Origin of the sequence: Catellatospora vulcania, assembly GCF_009720385.1 — a bacterium.
GTDB classification, from domain to species: Bacteria; Actinomycetota; Actinomycetes; order Mycobacteriales; family Micromonosporaceae; genus Catellatospora; species Catellatospora vulcania.
On the sequence record NZ_WARX01000014.1, the window covers coordinates 226050 to 249458 of the forward strand.

Consider the following 23409-nt stretch of genomic DNA (forward strand, 5'->3'; position numbering starts at 1 on the left):
GCGGAGAGGATCCACTGTGCGTGACATCGTCGAGATCGGCATGGGGAAGACCGCCCAGCGCGGCTACCACCTGGATGACATCGCGATCGTGCCGAGCCGACGTACCCGCGATGTGGACGACGTCTCGACGAACTGGCAGCTGGACGCGTACAAGTTCGGCATCCCGTGCGTGGCGCACCCGTCCGACGCGATCATGAGCCCGGCCAGCGCGGTCGCGCTGGGCCGGCTCGGCGGGCTGGGCGTGCTCAACGTCGAGGGCCTGTGGACCCGGTACGAGGACCCGCGCAAGCAGCTCGAAGCGCTGGCCGAGGCCGGCGAGGAGGAGAACCTGACCGCCCGGCTGCAGCAGCTCTACGCCGCCGAGCCGATCAAGCCGGAGCTGATCGCGGAGCGGGTGCGCGAGATGCGCGCACTGGCGGGCGACGGCAACGTCACCGTGGCGGTGCGGGTGTCCCCGCAGCACACCCTGGCGCTGGCCCCGGTCATCCTCGACTCCGGGGTGGACCTGCTGGTCATCCAGGGCACCCTGGTGTCGGCGGAGCACGTCTCCACGGTGGACGAGCCGCTGAACCTCAAGGAGTTCATCGCCGACCTGGACCTGCCGGTCATCGTCGGCGGCTGCACCAACTACCAGACGGCGCTGCACCTGATGCGCACCGGTGCGGCGGGCGTCATCGTCGGCATCGGCGCGGACCACCTGACCACCACGGACACCGTGCTCGGCATCCGGGTGCCGATGGCCAGCGCGATCGCCGACGCGGCCGCGGCCCGCCGCGACTACCTGGACGAGACCGGCGGCCGGTACGTGCACCTGATCGCCGACGGCGACCTGCACACCTCCGGCGACATCGCCAAGGCGCTGGGCTGCGGCGCGGACGCGGTCATGCTCGGCGCTCCGCTGTCACTTGCCGAGGACATGCCCGGCAACGGCCTGTGGTGGCACCCGTCGGCCAGCCACCCGAAGCTGCCGCGCGGCTCGATCGGGCTGACCCCGGAGCCGCTGGGCTCGCTGGAGCAGCTGCTCTACGGCCCGGCCACCGACCCCGACGGCCTGCTGAACCTGTTCGGCGGCCTCAAGCGGGCCATGGCCAAGTGCGGCTACCGCGACCTGAAGGAGTTCCAGAAGGTCGGCCTGCTGCTCGACAACTGAGCGCAGAGGAACGTCAGCGAAGCCCCGTCGCGCTGCCTGCGCAGCCCGGCGGGGCTTTGTGCGGTAACGCGCCGGATGGCCCCGAGTGGACGTGCGGCGTAGTCGGCTGCGGTTAGGGTGGGGCTCTAAGGCGGGAGGTCGCATGGTCAGGCGTACGTGGGTCGTGGTGGCGGCGGTGACGGCCGCGCTGCTGGGCGGATGCTCGGGCGCCACCCGGCCCCTGTTCAGCGGTGCGGGCGCGCAGGACTTCCCCGACCCGGTCGCCATGCCCGTCGACCTGGCCGGCGCGGGTGATCCGTACTTCCCCGGCTACGGCAACGGCGGGTACGACGTCTCCGCGTACGACCTGAAGATCAAGTATGACCCGGCGACCGACAAGCTGGCGGGCGTCGCCACGGTGACCGCCACCGCCACCACCGACCTGTCGAAGTTCCACTTCGACCTGCACGGCCTGGTCGTCGACAAGATCACTGTCGAAGGCGTGGCGGCCGCCTCGACCCGGCAGGGCGACGAGCTGATCATCACCCCGGCCGTCCCGCTCGCGTCCGGCAAGCAGTTCGTCACCGTGGTCACCTACGGCGGCGTGCCCAAGGCGATCACCGCCCCCGACCTGGGCATCACCGGCTTCCTCACCACCGCCGACGGGGCGTTCACGCTCGGCGAGCCCGAGTCGGCGACCACCTGGTTCCCGGTCAACGACCACCCCAGGGACAAGGCGCTGTACGCCATCGAGCTGACCGTGCCCGGTGACCTCGACGCCATCAGCAACGGCCTGCTCGACGGCAAGTCCACCGCGAACGGCTGGACCAGCTGGCGCTGGCGCGTCACCTCGCCGATGGCCCCCTACCTGGCCACCTTCGTGATCGGCGACTACCGCACGGTCGAGGGCGTGCACAAGGGAAAGCCGGTGCTGACCGCGGTCGCCGAGTCGCTGCCCAAGGGCAACATCGACGAGGCCATGGCGCAGACCACCGACATCACCGACTTCCTGGAGCAGTACTTCGGGCCGTACCCCTTCGACGCCTACGGCGGCATCGTCATCGATGATGAGCGGGTGCGCTATGCGCTGGAGACGCAGACCCGGCCGGTCTACTCCAACGCCTTCTGGAGCCGCGGGCAGAACACCGTCGTGGTCGCCCACGAGCTGGCCCACCAGTGGTTCGGCGACAGCGTCTCGGTGGACCGCTGGGAGCACATCTGGCTCAACGAGGGCTTCGCCACGTACGCCCAGTGGATGTGGGGCGAGAAGATCGGCGTCTCCACCATCCAGGAGGAGTTCGACTCCCGCTACGACGACCCCGGCAGCCGGATCTGGGACATCGCGCCCGGCTCGCCCGGCGCCGACAACATCTTCTCCGGCAGTGTCTACGACCGCGGCGGGATGACCCTGCACGCGCTGCGCAAGCTCGTCGGCGACGACAAGTTCTTCGAGATCCTGAAGACCTGGGCCGCCGAGCAGCGCGACGGCAACGCCAACACCGCCGAGTTCATCACCCTCGCCGAGCGCATAAGCGGCCAGAACCTCACCGACTTCTTCCAGAAGTGGCTCTTCGAAACCGGCCGCCCCGCCCAGTGACACCCCGCCGTTTCACCGTCGCGCCGCGACAAGATCGCTGTTTCGTGTCAAAACCTCAGGTCTGACCCCAGGTTCCGACACGAAACAGCGATCATGCGTGGAAGCGGCGCGGCGGACGGGTCTTCCGGTTAGTTAACTGGCCGGTAATAATCTCGGCATGCGGTACGACGTGGTGGTGATCGGTTCCGGGTTCGGTGGGAGTGTGGCGGCGCTGCGGCTGGCCGAGAAGGGTTACTCGGTGGCCGTGCTGGAGGCGGGGCGGCGCTTCGCGGACGCCGACTTCCCGAAGACGAGCTGGCGGCTGCGGCGGTTCCTGTGGGCACCGGCGCTGGGCTGCTACGGCATCCAGCGCATCACCCTGCTGAGGCCGGACAAGGGCCACGACGGCGCTGGCGTGCTGGTGCTGTCCGGCGCGGGCGTCGGCGGCGGCTCGCTGGTGTACGCCAACACGCTGTACCGCCCGCTGGACGCGTTCTACAACGACCCGCAGTGGCGTGACATCACCGACTGGAAGACCGAACTGGCCCCGCACTACGACACCGCGGAGCGGATGCTCGGCGTGACCGTCTATGACCGCACCACGCCTGCCGACGAGGCGATGCGCAAGGTCGCGGAGCGGATGGGCGTCGGCGACACGTTCCATCCCACCCCCGTCGGGGTCTTCCTCGGTATGCCGGGCCAGTCCGTGCCGGACCCGTACTTCGACGGCAAGGGCCCGGAGCGCGCGGGCTGCCTGCACTGCGGCGAGTGCATGACCGGCTGCCGCCACAACGCGAAGAACACCCTGGTCAAGAACTACCTGTGGCTGGCCGAGCAGGCCGGGGCGCAGATCTTCCCGATGTCGACGGTCACCGCCGTGAAGCCGGTCGACGGCGGCGGCTACCGGGTCGAGCTGGCTCGAACCGGGACGCGGTTCGGGCGCAGGCGGCGGGCGGCCGGCGGCGGGGTGATCGAGGCCGGGCAGGTGGTGTTCGCGGCGGGCGCGCTGGGCACGCAGCGGCTGCTGCACGGCATGAAGGCCGCAGGCGTCCTGCCGGGGCTGTCGGACCGGCTGGGGGCGCTGACCCGGACCAACTCCGAGTCGCTGGTCGGCGCGACGGTGCTGCCGGGGCAGGCCCGCAAGCAGGGGCTCAAGTACACCGAGGGCGTGGCGATCACGAGTTCGTTCCACCCGGACGAGCGGACCCACATCGAGCCGGTGCGCTACGGCAAGGGCTCGAACTCGATGGGCCTGCTGCAGTCGGCGCTGACCGACGGCGGGCCGGGTCGCGGGCGGCGCTGGGCTGCGGCGATGTTCCGGTGGCCGTTCGCTTACCTGCGGGCCATGTCGGTGCGCGACTGGTCCAACCGCACCATCATCGCGCTGGTCATGCAGTCGGCGGACAACTCGCTGACGGTGCGGCTGCGGCGCGGCGGGCTGCGCTCGACGCAGGGCCACGGCGCGCCGAACCCGACCTGGATCCCGGCGGGCAACGAGGCGGTGCGCCTGCTGGCCGAGGAGATCGGCGGGCTGCCGGGCGGGGCGCTGCCGGAGGTGCTCGACATCCCGCTGACCGCGCACATCCTCGGCGGGGCCGTCATCGGGGCGGACGCCGAATATGGCGTCGTGGACCCGTACCAGCGCGTCTTCGGGCATCCGGGGCTGCACGTCGCCGACGGGGCGGCGGTCGCCGCGAACCTGGGCGTGAACCCGTCGCTGACCATCACCGCGCAGGCCGAGCGGGCCTTCGCGGCGTGGCCGGTGAAGGGGGAGCCGGATCGACGGCCGCCGCTGGGCGAGCCGTACCGGAAAATCACCTGAGCGTGACCTGAACGCGATGCGGGCACCGCACCCTGACCGGGTGGACGAGACCGTGCGCACGGCCCGGGGCGGGCGCGCCGACGTGGTGTACGTGCTGCTGCTGGTGCAGGTCGGCGCGGGGCTGCTGGCGATGCTGGGCGAGCTGCTGTTCATGGGCGGCAACCCGCTCTACGCGCTCGCGCCGGTGACGAAGGCGGCGGTGACGCTGGTGTTCGCGGCGCTGGTGGTACGCGGACGGCGTGGCGCGCTGATCGCCGTGGTGGCACTGCAGCTGCTGACGCTGACCGGGTTCGCGCTGAGCGTAGTCGCCGGGGCACTGCCGCAACTGGACTTCACGCCGACGCTGACGGGGCTGCTCACCGGGCTGGTGCTACCGGTCGCGGTGACCGTGACCTGCGTACGCCTGCTGATCGAGCCCGAACCGGAACCGGCCGCACCGGCCCTGCCGCCCGTGGGGGTGGTCCGGTGAACGCCGTCGAGTCGCTGCTCACCGGGATCGCACCGGAGCACACCGCGGCGCTGACCGCCGGCATCGTGGCGTGCCTGTTCCTGCCGTTCCTGCGGGGCGGCCCGGTCGCGCCGGTGTCGCGCTGGGCGTTCGTGCTGCTGGGCGCGGCGGGAGCGGTGCACCTGGCGCTGCCGCTGGGCCACCGGGACAGCGCGCTGCTGACCACGGGCTTCCTCGGCAGCGGCCTGGTCTACGGGCTGCTGGCCTGGCTGGCCTTCACCGGCCGCCGCGGCTGGCGGACCGGGACGGTGCTGCTCGTGCCGCTGAACCTGCTCGGCTACGTGATCGTCCTGCTGCGTGGCGGTGAGGAGGCCGACCAGGTCGGCATCGCCGCGGCGCTGGTCGAGCTGGTCGCGTTCGGGCTGGCCGCGGTGCCCGTCCGTGCCCCGGCCCGGCCGCGCCGCCTGCTGCGGGCGCTGGGCTCGACGTCGACCGTGGCGGGGGTGCTGCTGACCGGCCTGGTGATCTGGCTGTCCACGCTCCAGGCGCACCAGTCGGCCGGGTCGGCGGCGAGCACCGAGCAGGCCCCGGCGGTCGGGCACAGCCACGCGGGCGGCCACGAGCACCTGGCCCGCGCCCAGGCCGGGGTCATCATGCGGCCGCTGTCCGGGGACCACCATCCGACCTCCGCGCAGGCCACGGCCGCCACCCGCCTGGCGTCGGCGACCAGGGAGTCGATGCGCAGGTTCGCCCGTCTCGGCGACGCGCTGGCCGCCGGATACCAGCTGCCGATCACCGGCCGGACCGGAACGGACGTGCACCTGGAACACCCGGACTTCAAGGCCGACGGCGCGGTGCTCGACCCGGCCCGCCCGGAGATGCTCGTCTTCGCGATCGAGGACGGCCGGGCGAGCCTGCTCGGGGTGGTCTTCGTGATGGAACGCGCGGGCGCGCCGGGGCCGGATCCGGGCGGCCCGGTGACCCGCTGGCACGCGCACAACCTGTGCCTGTCCGTCGCGCCGCCGGGCATCGGCGTGGTCACCCCGTACGGCGGCTGCCCGGCGCTGTCGGTCGCGGTCACCGTGCCCGAGATGATGCACGTCTGGACGTCGGATCCGCCCGGTGGCGCGTTCGCCGAGGGCGTGGAGCAGGTTTGGGCGCGGGACTACCTCCACAGGACCGGTCTGCCCACATAAGGTGATCGCCATGGGGAGGATCTTCACCGCTCGTTTGACGACGGTCGCCGTCCTGGCGCTGGCCCTGGCCGGGTGCGGCACGCCCGAGCAGCCGGAGTTCCAGCAGGCCGCGTCGCCGCAGCCGCTGGTGTCGGCGGAGCCGTCGGCTGCCGAGCCGTCGCCGTCGCCGTCGAAGGCGCCGTCGCCGAAGCCGACGAAGAACGCCCCCGTGCTGGAGCGCGGCGAGGGCACGTTCAGCACCGCCGCGGGCAGCTCGCCGGTGGTCGGCGACGCCGGCACCCTGCGCCGGTACCAGGTGCAGGTGGAGGAGGGCATCACCGCGTTCGACCCGGACGGGTTCGCGGCGGTGGTGGATGAGGTGCTGGCCGACGAGCACAGCTGGATCGCCTCGAAGAAGTGGCGCTTCCAGCGGGTCGCCGCGGGCGCGAGCGCGAACTTCCGCATCATGCTGTCCACCCCCGGCACCACCGACCGGCTCTGTGCCAAGGCGGGGCTGCAGACCAACGGCATCTTCTCCTGCCGGTACGGCGACAACGTGGTGATCAACCTGCGGCGCTGGACCAGCGGCGCGGACGGGTTCACCGACATGGACGTGTACCGGCACATGGTCATCAACCATGAGGTGGGGCACTTCCTCGGCAAGGGACACGTCAACTGCCCCGGCAAGGGCAGGCTCGCGCCGGTGATGCAGCAGCAGACCAAGTCGCTGCAGGGCTGCAAGCCCAACCCGTACCCGTACCCGGACGGGGTCCACTACGTGGGGTGACCTGCGTCGCACCCTAAGATTGACGTCATGACGACGCCTCGCCCCGTCCTGGTGGTTGACTACGGTGCCCAGTACGCCCAGCTCATCGCCCGTCGGGTGCGGGAGGCTCGGGTCTACTCCGAGATCGTGCCGCACTCCATGCCGGTCGAGGAGATGATGCGGAAGAACCCGGCCGCGATCATCCTGTCCGGCGGCCCGTCCAGCGTGTACGAGCAGGGCGCCCCGCAGGTCGACGCGGGCCTGTTCGAGCAGGGTGTGCCGGTGTTCGGCATCTGCTACGGCTTCCAGGCGATGGCCGCGGCGCTGGGCGGCACGGTCAGCCACACCGGCCTGCGCGAGTTCGGCGGCACCGTGGTCGAGGCGCAGCCCGAGGCGGGCGTGCTGTTCGCCGGGCTGCCCGCGCAGCAGGACGTGTGGATGAGCCACGGCGACTGCGTGAGCGCCGCCCCGGCCGGGTTCACCGTCACGGCGGCCTCGCCGGGCGCGCCGGTGGCCGCGTTCGAGGACGTCAGCCGCGGCTTCGCCGGGGTGCAGTTCCACCCCGAGGTGGCGCACACCCCGTACGGCCAGCGCCTGCTGGAGAAGTTCCTGCACGAGGTGGCCGGCATCGAGCCGGTCTGGACCATGGGCAACGTCATCGACGACCAGGTGGCCGCGATCCGCGCCCAGGTCGGCGACGCCGAGGTGATCTGCGGCCTGTCCGGCGGCGTCGACTCGGCGGTGGCCGCGGCGCTGGTGCACAAGGCCGTCGGCGACCAGCTGACCTGCGTGTTCGTCGACCACGGCCTGCTGCGCGCGGGCGAGGCGGAGCAGGTGGAGCGCGACTACGTCGCCGCGACCGGTATCAAGCTCAAGGTGGTCGACGCGACCGAGCGCTTCCTGGGTGCGCTGGCCGGGGTGACCGACCCGGAGGCCAAGCGCAAGATCATCGGTCGGGAGTTCATCCGGGTCTTCGAGGCGGCGGCCCGCGAGATCGCCACCGCCGGCGACGTGCGCTTCCTGGTCCAGGGCACGCTCTACCCCGACGTGGTCGAGTCCGGCGGCGGCACCGGCACCGCCAACATCAAGAGCCACCACAACGTGGGCGGCCTGCCCGACGACCTCAAGTTCGACCTGGTCGAGCCGCTGCGCATGCTGTTCAAGGACGAGGTGCGGGCGCTGGGGGCGACCCTGGGCCTGCCCGAGGAGATGGTCTGGCGGCACCCGTTCCCGGGTCCGGGCCTGGCCATCCGCATCATCGGCGAGGTCAACCAGCACAACCTCGACATCCTGCGGGCGGCCGACCTGATCGCCCGCCAGGAGCTCACCGCGTCGGGGCTGGACCGCGACGTGTGGCAGTTCCCGGTGGTGCTGCTGGCCGACGTGCGCTCGGTCGGCGTGCAGGGCGACGGCCGCACCTACGGCCACCCGGTGGTGCTGCGCCCGGTCTCCAGCGAGGACGCGATGACCGCCGACTGGTCGCGCCTGCCGTACGACCTCATCGCCCGGATCTCGACCCGGATCACCAACGAGGTGCGGGAGATCAACCGGGTGACGCTGGACGTGACGAGCAAGCCCCCGGGCACCATCGAATGGGAGTGAATCCCGCTATCTGCTGATCGAGGCCTCACCCTTACCGGGTGGGGCCTTTGATCACTTCTGGGGTAGGCCGAACGGCCGGTGCAAACCAGCGCATAGCGGTGGAAACATGATCGTAAAATCGGACATCTTGTCGTGATCTTCTCGCCGGGGGAGAATGGTTTCTCGTGACCACCGCGCTGGAGCCGTTGCGGCGGATCGCCGCCTACGCCGTCATCACCAACGAGGCCGACCAGGTCCTTCTGGTCCGGGCCTCCATGCAGTCCGGTACGCCGGGCGTGTGGTCCCTGCCTGGCGGGGCAGTGGACCACGGCGAGCATCCCAATGACACCGTCGTCAGGGAGACCGCCGCAGAGACCGGGTTGAGCGTGGCCGTGACCGGGCTGCGCGACGTCCTGGCCGACATGCGGGCGCTGCCGCACCGCGGCGTCACCATCCACACCGACCGCGTGATCTACGCGGCCCGGGTTCGCGGCGGCGCGTTGCGGGAGCGCGTCGACCAGCCCACCGACCTGGTGCGCTGGCTCAGCCCCGAGGAGGCGGCCCTGCTGCCGCTGCGGCCGTTCACGGCGGGCGCGCTGGGCGTCACCGAGGCGGCGATCGACCTGCTGCCCGACGAGGTGCCGGACTTCCCGTCCTTCTTCGCGGCGCCGGGGCCGGACGGGCTGCACCGCGCGCAGCGCTTCGCGGCGTACGCCGTGGTCACCGACCGGCTGCAGCGGGTGCTGCTGACCCGGATCGCGGCCAACTACCCGGGCGCCGGCAAGTGGCACCTGCCCGGCGGCGGCACCGACTACGGCGAGCAGCCCGGGGTCGCCCTGATCCGGGAGCTGGTCGAGGAGACGGGCCAGCGCGGCCGGCTCGGCGAGCTGCTCGGGGTGGCCAGCCACCGCGACGCGGCGTCGCTGGGCCCGGAGGGCTACCCCATCGACTGGCACGGCGTGCGGGCCTTCTACCGGGTCCGCGTCGACCGGGCCACCAAACCCAAGGTGTACGACGTCGGCGGCTCGACCGCCGAGGCCCGCTGGGTCACCAAGGACGAGCTGGGCGAACTCGGCCCGGAGGACGTCACCGAGGTCACCTTCGAGGCGCTGAAGGCGGCCTCGCTGGATCACCAGGCGGGCTGACCGGCCGTGTCGTGGGCGCCCGATAGCCTGTCGTGGTGAGCGAGCGCAGCGAGCGAATCATGACGCTTGGTCATGCCGCCGGCTTGCGTCAGCGAGGAGACGGCATGGAGAAGCGGCGGCGTATCGGGGCCTACGGCATAGCGCATGACGAGCAGGGCCGGCTGCTGCTGGTCCGCTCGTCGGCCAGGTCCAACTTCCCGGGCGTGTGGTTCCTGCCCGGGGGCGGCCTGGAGCACGGCGAGGACCCGGCGGCGGCCGTGGTCCGCGAGTTCCGCGAGGAGACCGGGCTGACCGCCCGCATCGCGGGCCTGCGCGAGGTGACATCCGACCTCGTCGAGTTCCCGTGGCGCGGGGTGCTGCTGCACCACGACCGGATCATCTACGACATGACGGTCACCGGCGGCGACCTGACCGTGGAAACCGACGGCACCTCCGACCTGCCCGCGTGGATCGAGCCGTCGCGGCTGGGTTCGCTGGACCTCATTCCCTTCGCCTCCCGCACGCTCGGGCTGGAGACCGCGGGCCCCGCCGCGGGGCAGCGGCCCGCCCGGCCCGACGAGTCGGGGGAGACGGGCCCGGACGGCCGCGACCTCGCCGGCGCGCGCAAGGTGGCCCGCTTCGGGGCGTACGGCGTGGTCACCGACCCGGCCGGCCGGGTGCTGCTGTCGCTGATCGCGGAGAACTATCCGGGCGCGGGCAAGTGGCACCTGCCCGGCGGCGGCACCGACTTCGGCGAGACCCCGCCGGTCGGCCTGGTCCGCGAGGTGTTCGAGGAGTCGGGGCAGGTCGGCGAGGTGACCGAGCTGCTGCGGGTGAACTCGACACACAATCCCGCCGCGATGGGCCCCGAGGGCGAGCCCTACGACTGGTATGTCGTGCGCGCCGTGTACCGGGTGGAGGTGCCGGAGCCCACAGTGCCGTCGGTCACCGAGGCGGTCGGCGGGTCCACCGCGCAGGCCCGCTGGTTCACCCACGCTGAGCTGGCCGGTATTCCGCTCACGGAGTCGGCTCACCGAGAATTGCGACATATTTCCTGATTGCCGCTGTCGGGTAGACTCGGACGCTGACAAGACGAACAGCCCCCGGAGCGCTCATGCCCTCCGATGGGCGGATTGCCCCCGTCAGCAGGGACGGCGCATGAAGATCGCGCCGGGTATCGCCAAGGCACACGCACGTGTGCGATGGTGTAGGCCGCAAAAGCCGGTCGGTCCGCTGAGGCGGCGGAAAGGAACCGAAACCGGTATGGAGGGACGACACGTGCCGAGAGCCTTATGGCGTCGGCGTCGCTTGACGGACAGCCCGCGCCCTGCGGGCCGCCAGTGGACCGGCCGCTTGCGTGCCGGTGGCTCCTTCGCCCGGCAGATGCTGCTGGTGCCGGTGGGCCGCCTGCGCAAGGCTGATCACTCCGTTGCGACGAGCACCGCGCTGCCTGGCCTTGACCCGGTCGAACTGCGTGCCATCGAGCAGGCCGCCACGGCCGAGACGGTGGAGCAGCCGACCCCGACGACGATCCCGCTGCTGCCGGGCGAGCGCACGCTCGACCGCCGCATCAAGTTCGCACTGGTACAGGCTTGCACGCTGAGCAGCCTGCTGCTCGGTATGACCGCCATCTTCCTCGCGGTCACCCAGCAGAACCCCATGTACGGCGCACTGTGCCTGCTCGCCTGCATCACCTTCGACGGCCTCGACGGCGCGCTGGCCCGCAAGTTCGGTGTGGCCAGCCCCTTCGGCGTGCAGATGGACTCGCTGGGCGACATGACGTCGTTCGGCGTCGCCGCCCCCGTCGTCGTGTTCGCCACGCTCAAGGACGCCGTGCCGACGCCCGTGCTGATCGTGGCCTGCGCCATGGTCGCCTGCTGCGCGGCCGTCCGGCTGGCCCGGTTCAACGTCTCGCCGAAGGACGGCCGCTTCTTCTGCGGCGTGCCGACCACCATGGCGGCGACGGTGCTGGCGGTGACCGTGCTGCTGAAGACCACGATGGGCAGCGAGCTGCCGGCCGGGGCGATGGTGTTCGGGGTGGTGCTGCTGGCCATCGCGATGGTCTCCAGCTTCCCGTACGCGAAGCTCGCGAAGGTGGTCAAGCTGCCGCCGACGCTGTTCCTGCTGCCGCTGGTCGGCCTGGTCTGGAACACGCAGGTCACGTTCGGCCTGCTGGTGCTGGTGTACCTGATGAGCGGCCCGGTCATCTGGGCCCGCCAGCGCAGGACCGCCGCCCGCATCGCCTGACGCACAAGACCTACCGAGCGCCGCTCCGGTCCACTGGACCGGGGCGGCGCTTCTTGCGCTCGCTCCGTGCCCCGGCCGCTCCGCAGCCGCCGCACACCGCTTCGCGGCCCGTTCAAGATAGACGTTGGCCTATCTGGATGAGTTCGATCGCGGTTTTCTCATCCAGATAGGCCAACGTCTATGCGAAAACGGACCGGGGCCGCGCCGCGTGGTGCGGCAGGGCCCCGGTCCGGGGGAGTGCGGGAGGGTCAGCGCAGGCGGGCGATGACCGTGGAGCCGCCCGAGACGCGGTCGCCGGGGGCGACCAGGGCCTCGGCCTTGTCGGCGGGCAGGTAGACGTCGGTGCGGGAGCCGAAGCGGATCAGGCCGAACCGCTCGCCCTTGGCCAGCAGCGCGCCGATCGGGGCCCGCTGCACGATGCGGCGAGCGATCAGGCCGGTGCGCTGGGCCACCACGACCCGGTTGCGGTCCGGCGTCTCCAGCACGGTGTACGCGGCCACGTTGTGCTCCGCCTCCGGCTTCATCGCGTTGGCGTACCCGCCGTCCTCGACGAAGTAGTCGACGACCTTGCCGGCCACCGGGGCCCGGTTGACGTGCACGTCGAGCACGGACAGGAACACCGCGATGCGCAGGAACTCCTCGTCGGCGAAGCGCTCGTCGTAGATGTGCTCCACGCTGAGGACCCGGCCGTCGGCCGAGGCGACGACAGCGCTCGGGTCGGCGGGGATCTCGCGCTCGGGGTCGCGGAAGAAGGCGGCCACGGGGGCGGCGAGCAGCGCGGGCAGCACCCACGCCTTCGACTTCGGGCGGGTGGCCTTGAGGAACGCGGCCGCGCCCAGCGCGATGCCGGCCGCCGCGACGCCGTTGGAGTCGATGTTCATGGTGCCGAACAGCGGCACGCTGGACGGGCGGAAGGCCGGGCTGAGTTTGCCGGCCACGCTCGGGTCGACGTCGGTGAAGCGCAGGCGGTGCACGCGTACCGGCGGGGTGTTGCGCAGCACCAGGTCGGAGCCGACGCCCTGGCGGGCGGCGATGCGGTCGAGTTCGTCGGTCGCCCCGCCGGACAGGCCGGGCAGCGCCACCGCGGCGATGATCAGCAGACCGCCCTCGGCGACGTACTTGCTCAGCTGCTCGACGGTGTTGCGCGCCTCCTCGCCGGAGCCGACCACCGGCTCGGCGACGATGACCAGGTCGGCGGCCTCGGCCGCGGGCAGGTCGTCGACGACCTTGACCCGCTCGGCCAGGAAGCTGCCCAGGGTGGCCAGGTGGCCCGCGACGCTCGCGTCGGCGGCGACCACGGTGAGCTTGTCACCGGGCAGCAGCGCGTCCAGCGCCTCGGCCAGCACCAGCGAGTCCGCCGACGCGCCGACCAGCAGGGCGGTCTTGGGGCCCGCGTGGCGGGCCAGCTCGGTGGTCAGGGTGCGGGCGGCGCGGTCGCCGATCCGGATCTGGCCGAGGGGACCCAGCGCGGGGGCGCCGGGTCGATCGGTCGGGTGCTGGCTCATTCCTTCTCCTCAGTGCGCTCGTCGGCGGCGTGACCGGGCGTAGTGGCTGGCTCGCTGCGCTCGCTCACGCCTGCTGCTCGCTGCGCTCGTCGGCAGCCTGACCGAGCGGGTCTTGCTCGCGCACGGTGGCTGCTCCTCGTCGTCGTCGGCCGGTGTCTCACCGGTCAGCATAGAGCGCCCCCCACCGCGGGCTCGCGCGGTGAGGGGCGCTTGGTGGAGACGGGCGCTCAGCCGGCGCGCTCAGGCTCCGGCTCGGCGGCGGCCCCGACCGGCTCCGGCTCCGGCTCCGGTGTCGGCTCGACGGCGGCGGGCCGCCGGGGCGACAGCGCCCCGAGCACGGCCAGCACGCCCAGGATGATCAGGCCGCCGGCGATGAACCAGCCCAGCGAGGGCAGCGCCACGTCGGTCACCTGGTCGACCAGGAAGGCGCCTGCCACGAGCAGGAAGATGAGGCCGAAGAACAGTGAAACCGAATCGGTGCGGTGGTTCTTCACCGGACCACCTCCGCGTGACCGAGGTTGACGTCGAGTACGAGGTGCAGCTTGCCGGGGCCTGGCTTGCCGTCGTCGCCGAGGCTGGTCTGGGTGTCGCGCTGCCCGGCCCCGCTGATGCTGCGGCCGAAGACGTCGGCGTCGGCGAGGTTGACCTTGGTGACGACGGTGACGTCGGTGTCCGGCGGCAGGATGACCCTCAGGTCGCCGCCGGTGATCTGCGCGGTCACCTGCACGTCCTTGCCGGTCAGGTCGAGCCCGCTCAGGTCGAGGGTGGCCTCGCCGAAGCGGTGCTCGTACCGGTCGTGCAGCTCTTCCATGGTGGTGGGCATCCAGGTCACGCTGCCGGCCTGGGTGCGCTCGCGGCTCCAGTCGCCGGTCGCGGCGACCATCGGCAGCGCCAGGGCGAGCACGATGCCGATCAGGATGTAGCCGCGGGCCCGGCCGAACCAGGCGCCGATGACCAGCCCGAAGCCCACCACACCCAGCGCGGCGGCGACGTAGAGGCTGCCCGGAACCGAGCGGCCGGTCATGTCGATCATGGCCAGGCCGCCGAGTGCGACCATGGCGAGCCCGAAGATCAGCCGGCCGAGCCGGGACGGCTCGCGCTTGATCTTGAGCGGCTTGGGCGGGAGCGGCGGGGGCGGCGGCGCGGCCGGGGCGTACGGCCCGTGCGGGGCGAACGGGGCCCGGTAACCGGCGGGGTCCACCGGCGGCACGGGCACCGTCACCGCGCTGGGCATCGGGGCGGCGGCCGGCACGGTGACCGGTGCCGCCGCGTAGTCGGGGGGCAGGTAGGTCGCGCCGGGGCGGCTGCGCGGCGGCTGGCCGCCGACCGTGTTGCGGCTCACCACGAGCGCGGCGATGACCAGCCCGATCGCGGCGATGACGGCGACCTCGAAACTGTTGGTCACCGCACCGATCATGATCACCGTGAGTACGCCGATCACCAGCGTCAGCGTGGACGAGGTGCCCGAGTAGCCGCGGCCGAACAGCGCCTCGACCGGCGAGGAGCTGTCGCCCTCGGCCGGGGTGAGCAGCCAGGCCGCCAGGTAGATGACGATGCCCACGCCGAACACGGACAGCACGCCGATCAGCACCCGCCACAGCAGCGGATCGGTCTTGGTGGCGCGGCCCAGTGCGCCGCACACGCCGGCCAGGTAGCGGCCGTGGCGCGGCCGGATCAGGCCGTACGGCGCCGCCCAGGAGACGTACGGGGAGGAGGGCTCGCCCTGGGGTGGGGGTGGCGCCTGTGCCGCGGGCGGAGCCTCCGCGGAGGGCACCGCGCCGGGGGGCGCCGGGGTCTCGTCGGTCATATGACGATAGTCGCGCTGAGCTGGCCTGACCTGCCTCAGGCGGCGACCCTGAGCGGACCCTGAGAATGTCGGGTGGCCCATCTCCGGGGCTCACCCGTGGGCGATGGCGTCCACCTCGTGAAACCATCGACCCTGTGCAGCCCTCCGTGCCCGAGTACCCCCGCCTGACCCGCTCCCGCTCCGACCGCCTGGTCGCCGGGGTGGCCGGGGGCATCGCCGCGAACGTACGGCTGTCACCCACCCTGATCCGGATCGCCTTCGTGCTGCTGCTGCCGATCAACGGCCTGGGCGCGCTGCTGTATGCCGCCTTCTGGGCCGTGCTGCCCGCCGGGCCGGGGGAGACCCGTCCCCGCTCGCTGCTGCGGCTGGCCCCGTTCGTGCTGGCCGGGCTGGCGCTGATGACGGTGAGCACCCTGATCAACCGCAACGGCGGGATCGGGATGACCGTCGGCTGGCTGGTCGCCCTGGTCGCGGTCGGCGCGGGCATCATCTGGCACCAGAGCGACCCGGACCGCCGCCAGCGCTGGTCCGACGAGTCGCCGTCGGCGCCCTGGCTGGCCGCGCTCTCCGACGGCGACCGCCGGATCTACCTGCTGCGCTTCCTGGCCGGCGGGGTGCTGGTCGCGGTCGGCATCCTCGGGCTGGTCTTCCTCTACTCCCCGGTCGCCAACGTCTCCTGGGCCGACATGTGGCGGGCGATCGCGTTCGCGCTGGTCGCGCTCGCGGGCGTCGGCCTGGTGGCGGCACCGGTGCTGTGGCGCACGCTGACCGCGCTGCGCGCCGAGCGGGAGGGCCGCATCCGCGAGCAGGAGCGGGCGGAGCTCGCCGCGATGGTGCACGACCAGGTGCTGCACACGCTGGCGCTGATCCAGCGCAACGCCGCCGACCCGGCCGCCGTGCAGCGCATCGCCCGCGGCCAGGAGCGCAGCCTGCGGAACTGGCTCTACCAGCCCACCGGGTCGCCGACCGAGCACTTCGCCGCGGCGCTCCAGCAGGCCGCCGCCGAGGTCGAGGACACCTACGGCATCGCCGTGGAGGCGGTGGTGGTCGGTGACCGCCTGGTGGACGACAAGGTCTCGGCGATCGTGGCCGCGGCGCGTGAGGCACTGGTCAACGCGGCCCGCCACGCCAAGGTCAAGACCGTGTCGTTGTACGCCGAGGCGGAGCCGACCATGCTGAGCGTGTTCGTCCGCGACCGCGGCGTCGGGTTCGACCTCAACGGCGTCGAGGAGCGGCGGCACGGCGTCCGTGGTTCGATCATCGGGCGCATGTCGCGGCACGGCGGCCACGCGGAGATCCGCAGCGAGGTCGGCGAGGGCACCGAGGTCAGGCTGACCATGACGGTCGCCTCGCCGAAGGAGCCCAAGGAGACGCCGGCATGAGCGGGCGACAGCGGGCACGGCAGGGCAGCGGGCGACGAGCCATGAACGAGCGTAGCGAGGAGCGGGCATGAGCGAGAGCGTCAGCGGGCAGCGGTTGCGGGTGTTCCTGGTCGACGACCACGGGATGTTCCGGGCGGGTGTGCGGGCCGAGCTGGGGGCGCACGTCGACGTGGTCGGCGAGGCGGCGACGGTGGCCCAGGCCGTGTCGATGATCGGTTCGGTGGTGCCGGACGTGGTGCTGCTGGACGTGCACATGCCCGACGGCGGGGGCCGGGCGGTGCTCGACGCGGTGCGCAAGACCCAGCCGCAGGTGCGCTTCCTGGCGCTGTCGGTCTCCGACGCGGCCGAGGACGTGATCGGCCTGATCCGGGCGGGGGCTCGCGGCTACGTCACCAAGACGATCTCCCCGGACGACCTGGTGGACGCGATCCGGCGGGTGGCCGACGGGGACGCGGTCTTCTCGCCCCGGCTGGCCGGCTTCGTGCTGGACGCCTTCGCCGCGCGCCCGGACGCGCCGGTGGCCGACCCGGAGCTGGACCAGCTGACCAACCGGGAGCGCGAGGTGCTGCGGCTGCTGGCGCGGGGGTACGCGTACAAGGAGATCGCCAAGGAGCTGTTCATCTCCATCAAGACGGTGGAGACCCACGTCTCCAATGTGCTCCGAAAGCTACAGATGTCCAACCGGTACGAATTGTCGCGTTGGGCCGCAGATCGACGCCTCGTGTAACTCTCGGTATCGCCCACAGGCTGGGATGCCAGTTACCATCTTGTTTCGTTCCTCGATCAACTTCTCCGTCAGGCGGCCTAAATCCGCTGGTCAAAAAGCTACGCGGAGATGTGAAGGATTTCTTGACGGGATATCGGCGTCGTCCCGTCTCGGTAACGGGTTGGTATCAGGCCCTTCCGGCGCGTGCTCACGGGGTGCGAAAGTGTGGCCACCTCACACCCCCTCGTGAGACGCCTGAGGAGGCACACGCATGCGTGGGATTACCCCATGGAAGGTGGCAGTCGGTCTGACCGCTGTCGCCCTGGCCGCCGCTGGTTGCACCAGCACGCCTGAGCCGGAAGCACCCAAGACTGACGGCTCGTTCATCATCAGCTGGGGCGAGCCCCAGAACCCGCTCGTGCCGGCCGGTACCTCGGAGACCCAGGGCGGCGTGGTCATCGACGCGCTCTTCACCGGTCTGACGAACTACGCGGCTGCCGACGCCAAGACCGAGATGGCGAACGCCGAGTCGATCACCTCCGCTGACAGCGGCGCGACCTGGACGGTCAAGCTGAAGTCGGGCTGGAAGTGGCACGACGGCACCCCCGTCACCGCGAAGAACTACGTCGACGCGTGGAACTACGCGGCGTACTCGCCGAACGGCCTGGTCAACGGCACCTTCTTCGCCGACATCAAGGGCTACGACAAGGTCGCGACCGCGGACCCGGACGATGACGGCCCCAAGGAGGCTCCGAAGCCGGCGGCCGACAAGCTCGAGGGCCTCGCGGTCGTCGACGACACCACCTTCACGGTGACCCTGGGCGCTCCGTCCAACCTGTGGCCGATCAAGGTCGGTTACTCGGCGTTCATGCCGCTGCCCGAGGCCTTCTTCAAGGACCCGGCTGCCTTCGGCCAGAAGCCGATCGGCAACGGCCCCTTCAAGCTCGAGTCGTGGACCAAGAACGTCGAGCTGAAGGTCACCCGCTTCGACGACTACCAGGGTGCCGAGAAGCCGAAGGTGAAGGACGTCATCTTCCGCGTCTACACCGACGACGCCGCCGCCTACGAGGACGTCAAGAACGGCACCATCGACTTCCAGCAGCAGGTCCCGCAGGCCAAGCTGGTCGGCGACCTGTACAAGACGGACTTCGGCGCTGCCTCGAGCAACAAGCCGGTCTCGTCGTCGGCCTTCCTCGCGATGCCGACCTGGCTGCCGGGTTACAACGACCCGAAGGTGCGCCAGGCGATCTCGATGGCGATCGACCGCAAGCTGATCGTCGAGAAGATCTTCAACAACACCCGCATCCCGATGAACGGCTGGGTCAACCCGAACATGGCCGGCTTCAAGGACGGCGTGTGCGGCGAGTTCTGCACGTTCGACGCCGCCAAGGCCAAGGCCCTGTTCGACTCGGCGGCCACCAAGCCGGCCGAGATCTCCCTGGCGTACAACGGTGACGGCCCGCACAAGGCGTGGGTCGACGCGGTCTGCAACAGCATCCAGACCTCTCTGGGTGTGCCGTGCGTGGGCAAGCCGTTCCCGACCTTCGGTGAGTTCCGCACCCTGGTCCAGACCCAGAAGATGACGGGCATGTCCCGCGCCGGCTGGCAGGCTGACTACCCGCACATCGAGAACTGGCTGAACCCGCTGGTCAAGACGGGTGCCTCGTCCAACGACGGCAAGTTCTCGGACGCGGCCCTCGACGCCAAGCTGAAGGAGGCCGACGGTACCTCCGACCTCGCGGCCGCCGAGAAGCTGTACCAGGAAGCCGAGGCGATGCTGCCGGCGCTCATGCCGACCATCCCGATGTGGCACTCGTCGCAGCAGTCGGTGTGGTCCGCGAAGCTCGGCACCGTCACCATCAACACCTTCGGCGAGCTCGACCTGGCCACGGTCACGGTCAAGTGAGCTAGGCACCGGATATGAACCGGCGTGCCGTGGCCCGCGAGGGCGCGGCACGCCGGCGGGTCCGACCCCAGGTGACGCGGCGGGTGACCGCCGTGGCATGTGGGGTCGGCCCTATCTCGGCGAGGTTCAGTGAGGAGTAGTCATGGGGCGTTATGCCCTCCGCCGGTTGCTGCAGGCGATCCCTGTGTTCATCGGCACCACCTTTCTCATCTGGTTCCTGGTGTGGGGACTACCAGGTGATCCCTTCGCGGGACGCTGCGGCGAGCGGCAGTGCCCGGAGTCGTACGTCAAGTTCATGACCGACAAGTTCGGCCTGGACGACCCGCTGCCCGTGCAGTACTTCAACTACCTGACCAACCTGCTGCAGGGCGAGTTCGGTCAGACCTTCAACGGCACCGAGATCGGCGACCTGCTCGCGCAGGCCTTCCCCGTCTCGATCAAGCTGGCGCTGGTCGCCGTGGCGGCCGAGGCGCTCATCGGCATCACCGCCGGTGTGCTCACGGGCCTGCGCCGGGGCAGCTTCATCGACAACCTGGTGCTGGTGTCGACCCTGGTCCTGATCGCGATGCCGATCTTCGTGATCGGTCTGGTGGCCCGCTACTCCCTGGGTCTGGCGTCGGTGTCGCCGGAGGCGCCCTGGGTGGAGCTGATCATCCCGGGTCTCATCCTGGGCAGCGGCTCGCTGGCGTACATCACCCGGTTGACCCGGGTGAACCTGGTGGAGAACCGGCGCGCCGACTACGTGCGGACCGCGGTCGCCAAGGGCCTGGCCCCCAGCCGAGTCACGGGCGTGCACCTGCTGCGCAACTCGATGATCCCGGTCGTCACCTGGCTCGGCCTCGACCTCGGCTCGCTCATGGGCGGCGCCATCGTCACCGAGGGCATCTTCAACATCCGCGGCATCGGCGGTCTGCTGTTCGACTCGATCAACCGCCGGCAGTCCGGTGTGGTGGTGTCGATCGTGGCGATCCTGGTGCTCGTCTACCTCATCGTCAACCTGCTCGTCGACCTTCTGTACGGGGTCTTGGACCCGAGGATCCGCTATGAGTAGCCCGGAAGTGGCCACCCCCACGGCCGAGGCCGCCCCGATGCCGGTGACCCCGGCGGTGGTGGAGCCGGCCCCCCGCAAGGACAAGCCCCGCAGCCTGTGGACGGACGCGTGGTACGAGCTGCGGCGCAAGCCGCTGTTCGTGATCTCGGCGATCCTGATCACGCTCTTCGTGCTGATGGCCGCCGTCCCGCAGCTGTTCACCTCCGCGGACCCGCTGGCGGCCGACCTCAACCGGAGCCTGACCCCGCCGGACTTCGGCGCGTGGTTCCAGTTCGGCAAGCAGGGCCAGTTCGGATTCGACCTGCAGGGCGCGGACATCTACGCCCGGACGATCTACGGCGCCCGCGCCTCGATCCTGGTGGGTCTGTCCGCCGTCATCGGCAACATGCTGCTGGGCGGGTTCTTCGGCATCCTGAGCGGCTACCTGGGCGGCTGGACCGACACCCTGCTGGCACGGTTCGGCGACATCTTCCTCGGTCTGCCGTTCGTGCTGGGCGCACTGGTCATCCTGTCGACCTTCGCGCCGGTGCAGAGCAACCCGAGCGCCTTCCGGATCACCAGCCTGGTGATCCTGACGTTCATCGCGCTTGGCTGGCCGTCGTTCGCCCGCATCATGCGGGCGGCGGTGCTGTCGACCAAGCAGCTGGACTACGTCCACGCCGCGCAGGCACTGGGCGCACGCCCGGGCCGGGTCATCTTCCGGCACGTCCTGCCCAACGCCATCGCGCCGATGGTGGTGGTCGGCACGATCACGCTGGGTGCGTACATCGGCGCGGAGGCGACGCTGTCGTTCCTCGGTGTCGGTCTGCGTCAGCCGGTCGTCTCCTGGGGCATCATGATCGGCGACAGCCGCCAGTACATGGAGGCCGCGCCGTACATGATGGCGTTCCCCGCCGCATTCCTCGCGATCGCGGTGCTCAGCTTCGTCATGCTCGGCGACGCCGTGCGCGACGCACTCGACCCGAAGCTGCGCTAGGAGGCGTCGTGAGTGACATCAAAGTGAAGACGGCGCCGGTGCTGGGCGTCGACGGCCGCTCCGCCGGCCACCTGCTCGAGATCGAGAACCTGCACGTGGAGTTCCGCACCCGGGACGGCGTGGCCAAGGTGATCAACGGCGTGTCGTACCACGTGGACGCCGGTGAGACGTTGGCGGTGCTCGGCGAGTCCGGGTCCGGCAAGAGCGTCACGGCGCAGACCATCATGGGCATCCTCGACACCCCGCCGGGCTTCGTGACGAACGGGTCCATCCGCTTCCGCGGCAAGGACCTGCTCACCATGGGCAAGGACGAGCGTCGGCTGGTCCGCGGCGAGGGCATCGCCATGGTGTTCCAGGACGCGCTCTCGGCGCTGAACCCGGTCTTCACGGTCGGGTTCCAGATCGCCGAGCTGTTCCGCAAGCGGCGGGGCATGAGCCGCGCCGACGGGTACAAGCGCGCCACGGAACTGCTGGACCTGGTCAAGATCCCGGCGGCCAAGACGCGCCTGAAGGACTACCCGCACCAGTTCTCCGGCGGCATGCGCCAGCGCGTCATGATCGCCATGGCGCTGGCGCTGGACCCCGAGGTGCTGATCGCGGACGAGCCCACCACGGCGCTCGACGTGACGGTGCAGGCCCAGATCATGGACCTGCTGGCGGAGATCCGCCGCGACCGGAACATGGGCATGATCCTGATCACCCACGACCTCGGCGTGGTCGCCGACGTCGCGGACCGGATCGCGGTCATGTACGCGGGCCGGATCGTGGAGCAGGCCGACGTGCACGCGCTGTACGGCAAGCCCTGCCACCCGTACACGCTGGCCCTGCTGGACTCGCTGCCGCGCCTGGACCTCAAGGGCCAGGAGCTCAACACCATCAAGGGCCTTCCGCCCAACCTGCTGCGCATTCCGTCGGGCTGCGCCTTCCACCCGCGGTGCCGGATGGCGCGTGACATCTGCTCGACCCAGCGCCCCGCGCTGCTCGAGCTGGGTGGCGTCCGGTCAAGTGCCTGTCACTTCGCAGAGGAGCTGTACGGCCGTGAGTGAAGTGATCCTCGAAGTACGCGACCTGGTCAAGCACTTCCCGATCCGCCAGGGCGTTCTCTTCAAGCGCGTCATCGGGCAGATCAAGGCGGTCGACGGCGTCTCGCTGGACCTGCACAAGGGTGAGACGCTGGGCATCGTCGGCGAGTCCGGCTGCGGCAAGTCGACGCTGGCCAAGCTGCTGATGAACCTCGAGAAGCCGACCTCCGGTGAGGTGCGCTACCAGGGGCGGGACGTGCTGCGGCTCAACCCGGCCGATCAGCGCCGGCTGCGCCGCAACATCCAGCTGGTCATGCAGGACCCGTACACCTCGCTCAACCCGCGGATGACCGTGGGCGACATCGTCGGAGAGCCGTTCGACATCCACCCCGACGTGGCGCCCAAGCGCGACCGGCGGCGCAAGGTGCAGGAACTGCTCGACGTGGTCGGCCTCAACCCCGAGCACATCAACCGGTACCCGCACCAGTTCTCCGGCGGACAGCGCCAGCGCATCGGCATCGCCCGCGCGCTGGCTCTCAAGCCCGAGGTCATCGTCTGCGACGAGCCCGTGTCGGCACTCGACGTGTCGATCCAGGCGCAGGTGATGAACCTGCTGGACCAGCTGCAGAACGAGTTCAACCTGTCGTACATCTTCATCGCCCACGACCTGTCGGTGGTGCGCCACATCGCCGACCGGGTGGGCGTGATGTACCTCGGCAAGATGGTCGAGGTCGGCACGGACGACGACATCTACGTCCGGCCGACGCACCCGTACACGCAGGCTCTGCTGTCCGCGGTGCCGGTGCCGGACCCCACGGTCCGTCAGCACAAGGCGGTCATCCGGCTGGAGGGCGACGTCCCGTCGCCGGCCAACCCGCCGTCGGGCTGCCGCTTCCGTACCCGGTGCTGGAAGGCCCAGGAGATCTGCGCGACGGAGCCGCCGCTGCTGCAGATCCGCCCCACCTCGGGCCACCCGAGCGCGTGCCACTTCGCCCAGGAGAAGGACGTGGTGCACGCGGGGTAGGAGTGTCTCCCGGTGGCGAACGGTCAGGTGGAAATGAGCCTCCGGCCGGACCGCCCGCCACCGGGTCAACATAGAGCAGGGCACCGTCCGCATAGCGGGCGGTGCCCTGTGCATGTGCCCCCAACCACCCGACCCCACCTGCGGCCACCCGCCGCCCCCCAC

The 23409-nt window shown here is 70.9% G+C and carries 20 protein-coding genes; 17 read left to right on the forward strand and 3 right to left on the reverse strand.

The window, feature by feature from the left end; all coding sequences use genetic code 11:
- Window positions 1-16 precede the first annotated feature (16 nt).
- The 10 genes from F6W97_RS31285 (at window position 17) to F6W97_RS31330 (ending at window position 11868) form a co-directional block, all read left to right on the forward strand.
- Window positions 17-1150, forward strand: coding sequence for a GuaB3 family IMP dehydrogenase-related protein (locus F6W97_RS31285; protein ID WP_155374147.1), 1134 nt, complete (start codon window positions 17-19; stop codon window positions 1148-1150).
- Between the two features lie 142 nt (window positions 1151-1292).
- Complete coding sequence (locus tag F6W97_RS31290; protein WP_155374148.1) at window positions 1293-2726, forward strand: M1 family metallopeptidase; 1434 nt, start codon at window positions 1293-1295, stop codon at window positions 2724-2726.
- 157 nt (window positions 2727-2883) lie between these two features.
- Complete coding sequence (locus tag F6W97_RS31295; protein WP_155374149.1) at window positions 2884-4527, forward strand: FAD-dependent oxidoreductase; 1644 nt, start codon at window positions 2884-2886, stop codon at window positions 4525-4527.
- 40 nt (window positions 4528-4567) lie between these two features.
- Window positions 4568-4996 (forward strand): hypothetical protein, encoded by a 429-nt coding sequence (locus F6W97_RS31300; protein ID WP_155374150.1) that lies wholly within the window; start codon window positions 4568-4570, stop codon window positions 4994-4996.
- A complete protein-coding gene (locus F6W97_RS31305; protein ID WP_155374151.1) occupies window positions 4993-6171 on the forward strand; it encodes a hypothetical protein in 1179 nt (392 codons plus the stop codon). The genes F6W97_RS31300 and F6W97_RS31305 overlap by 4 nt, the downstream gene beginning before the upstream one ends.
- 10 nt (window positions 6172-6181) lie before the next feature.
- Window positions 6182-6937 carry a DUF3152 domain-containing protein gene (locus F6W97_RS31310; protein ID WP_155374152.1) on the forward strand — a complete coding sequence of 252 codons (756 nt, stop codon included), beginning with the start codon at window positions 6182-6184 and terminating at the stop codon, window positions 6935-6937.
- Window positions 6938-6964: 27 nt separating this feature from the next.
- Window positions 6965-8518: a glutamine-hydrolyzing GMP synthase gene (guaA, locus tag F6W97_RS31315; RefSeq protein ID WP_155374153.1), complete on the forward strand. Its 1554-nt coding sequence runs from the start codon at window positions 6965-6967 to the stop codon at window positions 8516-8518.
- A 164-nt stretch (window positions 8519-8682) separates the two neighbouring features.
- Window positions 8683-9642, forward strand: coding sequence for an NUDIX hydrolase (locus F6W97_RS31320; RefSeq protein ID WP_155374154.1), 960 nt, complete (start codon window positions 8683-8685; stop codon window positions 9640-9642).
- Window positions 9643-9746: 104 nt separating this feature from the next.
- Window positions 9747-10679, forward strand: coding sequence for an NUDIX hydrolase (locus F6W97_RS31325; RefSeq protein ID WP_155374155.1), 933 nt, complete (start codon window positions 9747-9749; stop codon window positions 10677-10679).
- Window positions 10680-10974: 295 nt separating this feature from the next.
- Entirely contained in the window at window positions 10975-11868 is an 894-nt protein-coding gene (locus F6W97_RS31330; protein WP_230687125.1) for a CDP-alcohol phosphatidyltransferase family protein, read from the forward strand.
- A gap of 248 nt (window positions 11869-12116) precedes the next feature.
- Here F6W97_RS31330 and F6W97_RS31335 read toward each other — a convergent pair whose 3' ends face one another.
- The 3 genes from F6W97_RS31335 to F6W97_RS31345 all read right to left on the reverse strand — a co-directional run bounded on the left by F6W97_RS31335 (window position 12117) and on the right by F6W97_RS31345 (window position 15180).
- Window positions 12117-13373 carry a phosphatidylserine decarboxylase gene (locus tag F6W97_RS31335; protein WP_155374157.1) on the reverse strand — a complete coding sequence of 419 codons (1257 nt, stop codon included), beginning with the start codon at window positions 13371-13373 and terminating at the stop codon, window positions 12117-12119.
- Between the two features lie 227 nt (window positions 13374-13600).
- Entirely contained in the window at window positions 13601-13867 is a 267-nt protein-coding gene (locus F6W97_RS31340) for a hypothetical protein (protein ID WP_155374158.1), read from the reverse strand.
- On the reverse strand, window positions 13864-15180 hold the full coding sequence (locus F6W97_RS31345) for a PspC domain-containing protein (RefSeq protein ID WP_196279406.1): 1317 nt from the start codon (window positions 15178-15180) through the stop codon (window positions 13864-13866). Before F6W97_RS31345 ends, F6W97_RS31340 begins: the two co-directional genes overlap by 4 nt.
- Window positions 15181-15245: 65 nt before the next feature.
- Here F6W97_RS31345 and F6W97_RS31350 point away from each other — a divergent pair, with 65 nt between their 5' ends.
- The 7 genes from F6W97_RS31350 to F6W97_RS31380 all read left to right on the forward strand — a co-directional run bounded on the left by F6W97_RS31350 (window position 15246) and on the right by F6W97_RS31380 (window position 23247).
- Window positions 15246-16562 (forward strand): ATP-binding protein, encoded by a 1317-nt coding sequence (locus F6W97_RS31350; protein ID WP_155374160.1) that lies wholly within the window; start codon window positions 15246-15248, stop codon window positions 16560-16562.
- 67 nt (window positions 16563-16629) lie between these two features.
- On the forward strand, window positions 16630-17289 hold the full coding sequence (locus tag F6W97_RS31355) for a response regulator (RefSeq protein WP_155374161.1): 660 nt from the start codon (window positions 16630-16632) through the stop codon (window positions 17287-17289).
- A gap of 274 nt (window positions 17290-17563) precedes the next feature.
- Complete coding sequence (locus tag F6W97_RS31360) at window positions 17564-19174, forward strand: peptide ABC transporter substrate-binding protein (protein ID WP_196279407.1); 1611 nt, start codon at window positions 17564-17566, stop codon at window positions 19172-19174.
- Between the two features lie 142 nt (window positions 19175-19316).
- Window positions 19317-20225, forward strand: a complete 909-nt coding sequence (locus F6W97_RS31365) for an ABC transporter permease (protein ID WP_155374163.1) — start codon at window positions 19317-19319, stop codon at window positions 20223-20225.
- Window positions 20218-21201: an ABC transporter permease gene (locus tag F6W97_RS31370; RefSeq protein ID WP_155374164.1), complete on the forward strand. Its 984-nt coding sequence runs from the start codon at window positions 20218-20220 to the stop codon at window positions 21199-21201. Before F6W97_RS31365 ends, F6W97_RS31370 begins: the two co-directional genes overlap by 8 nt.
- An 8-nt stretch (window positions 21202-21209) precedes the next feature.
- Entirely contained in the window at window positions 21210-22247 is a 1038-nt protein-coding gene (locus F6W97_RS31375; protein ID WP_155374165.1) for an ABC transporter ATP-binding protein, read from the forward strand.
- The gene (locus F6W97_RS31380) at window positions 22240-23247 is read left to right on the forward strand and encodes an ABC transporter ATP-binding protein (RefSeq protein ID WP_155374166.1); all 1008 of its coding nucleotides are present in this window, start codon (window positions 22240-22242) and stop codon (window positions 23245-23247) included. The genes F6W97_RS31375 and F6W97_RS31380 overlap by 8 nt, the downstream gene beginning before the upstream one ends.
- Window positions 23248-23409: the final 162 nt, after the last annotated feature.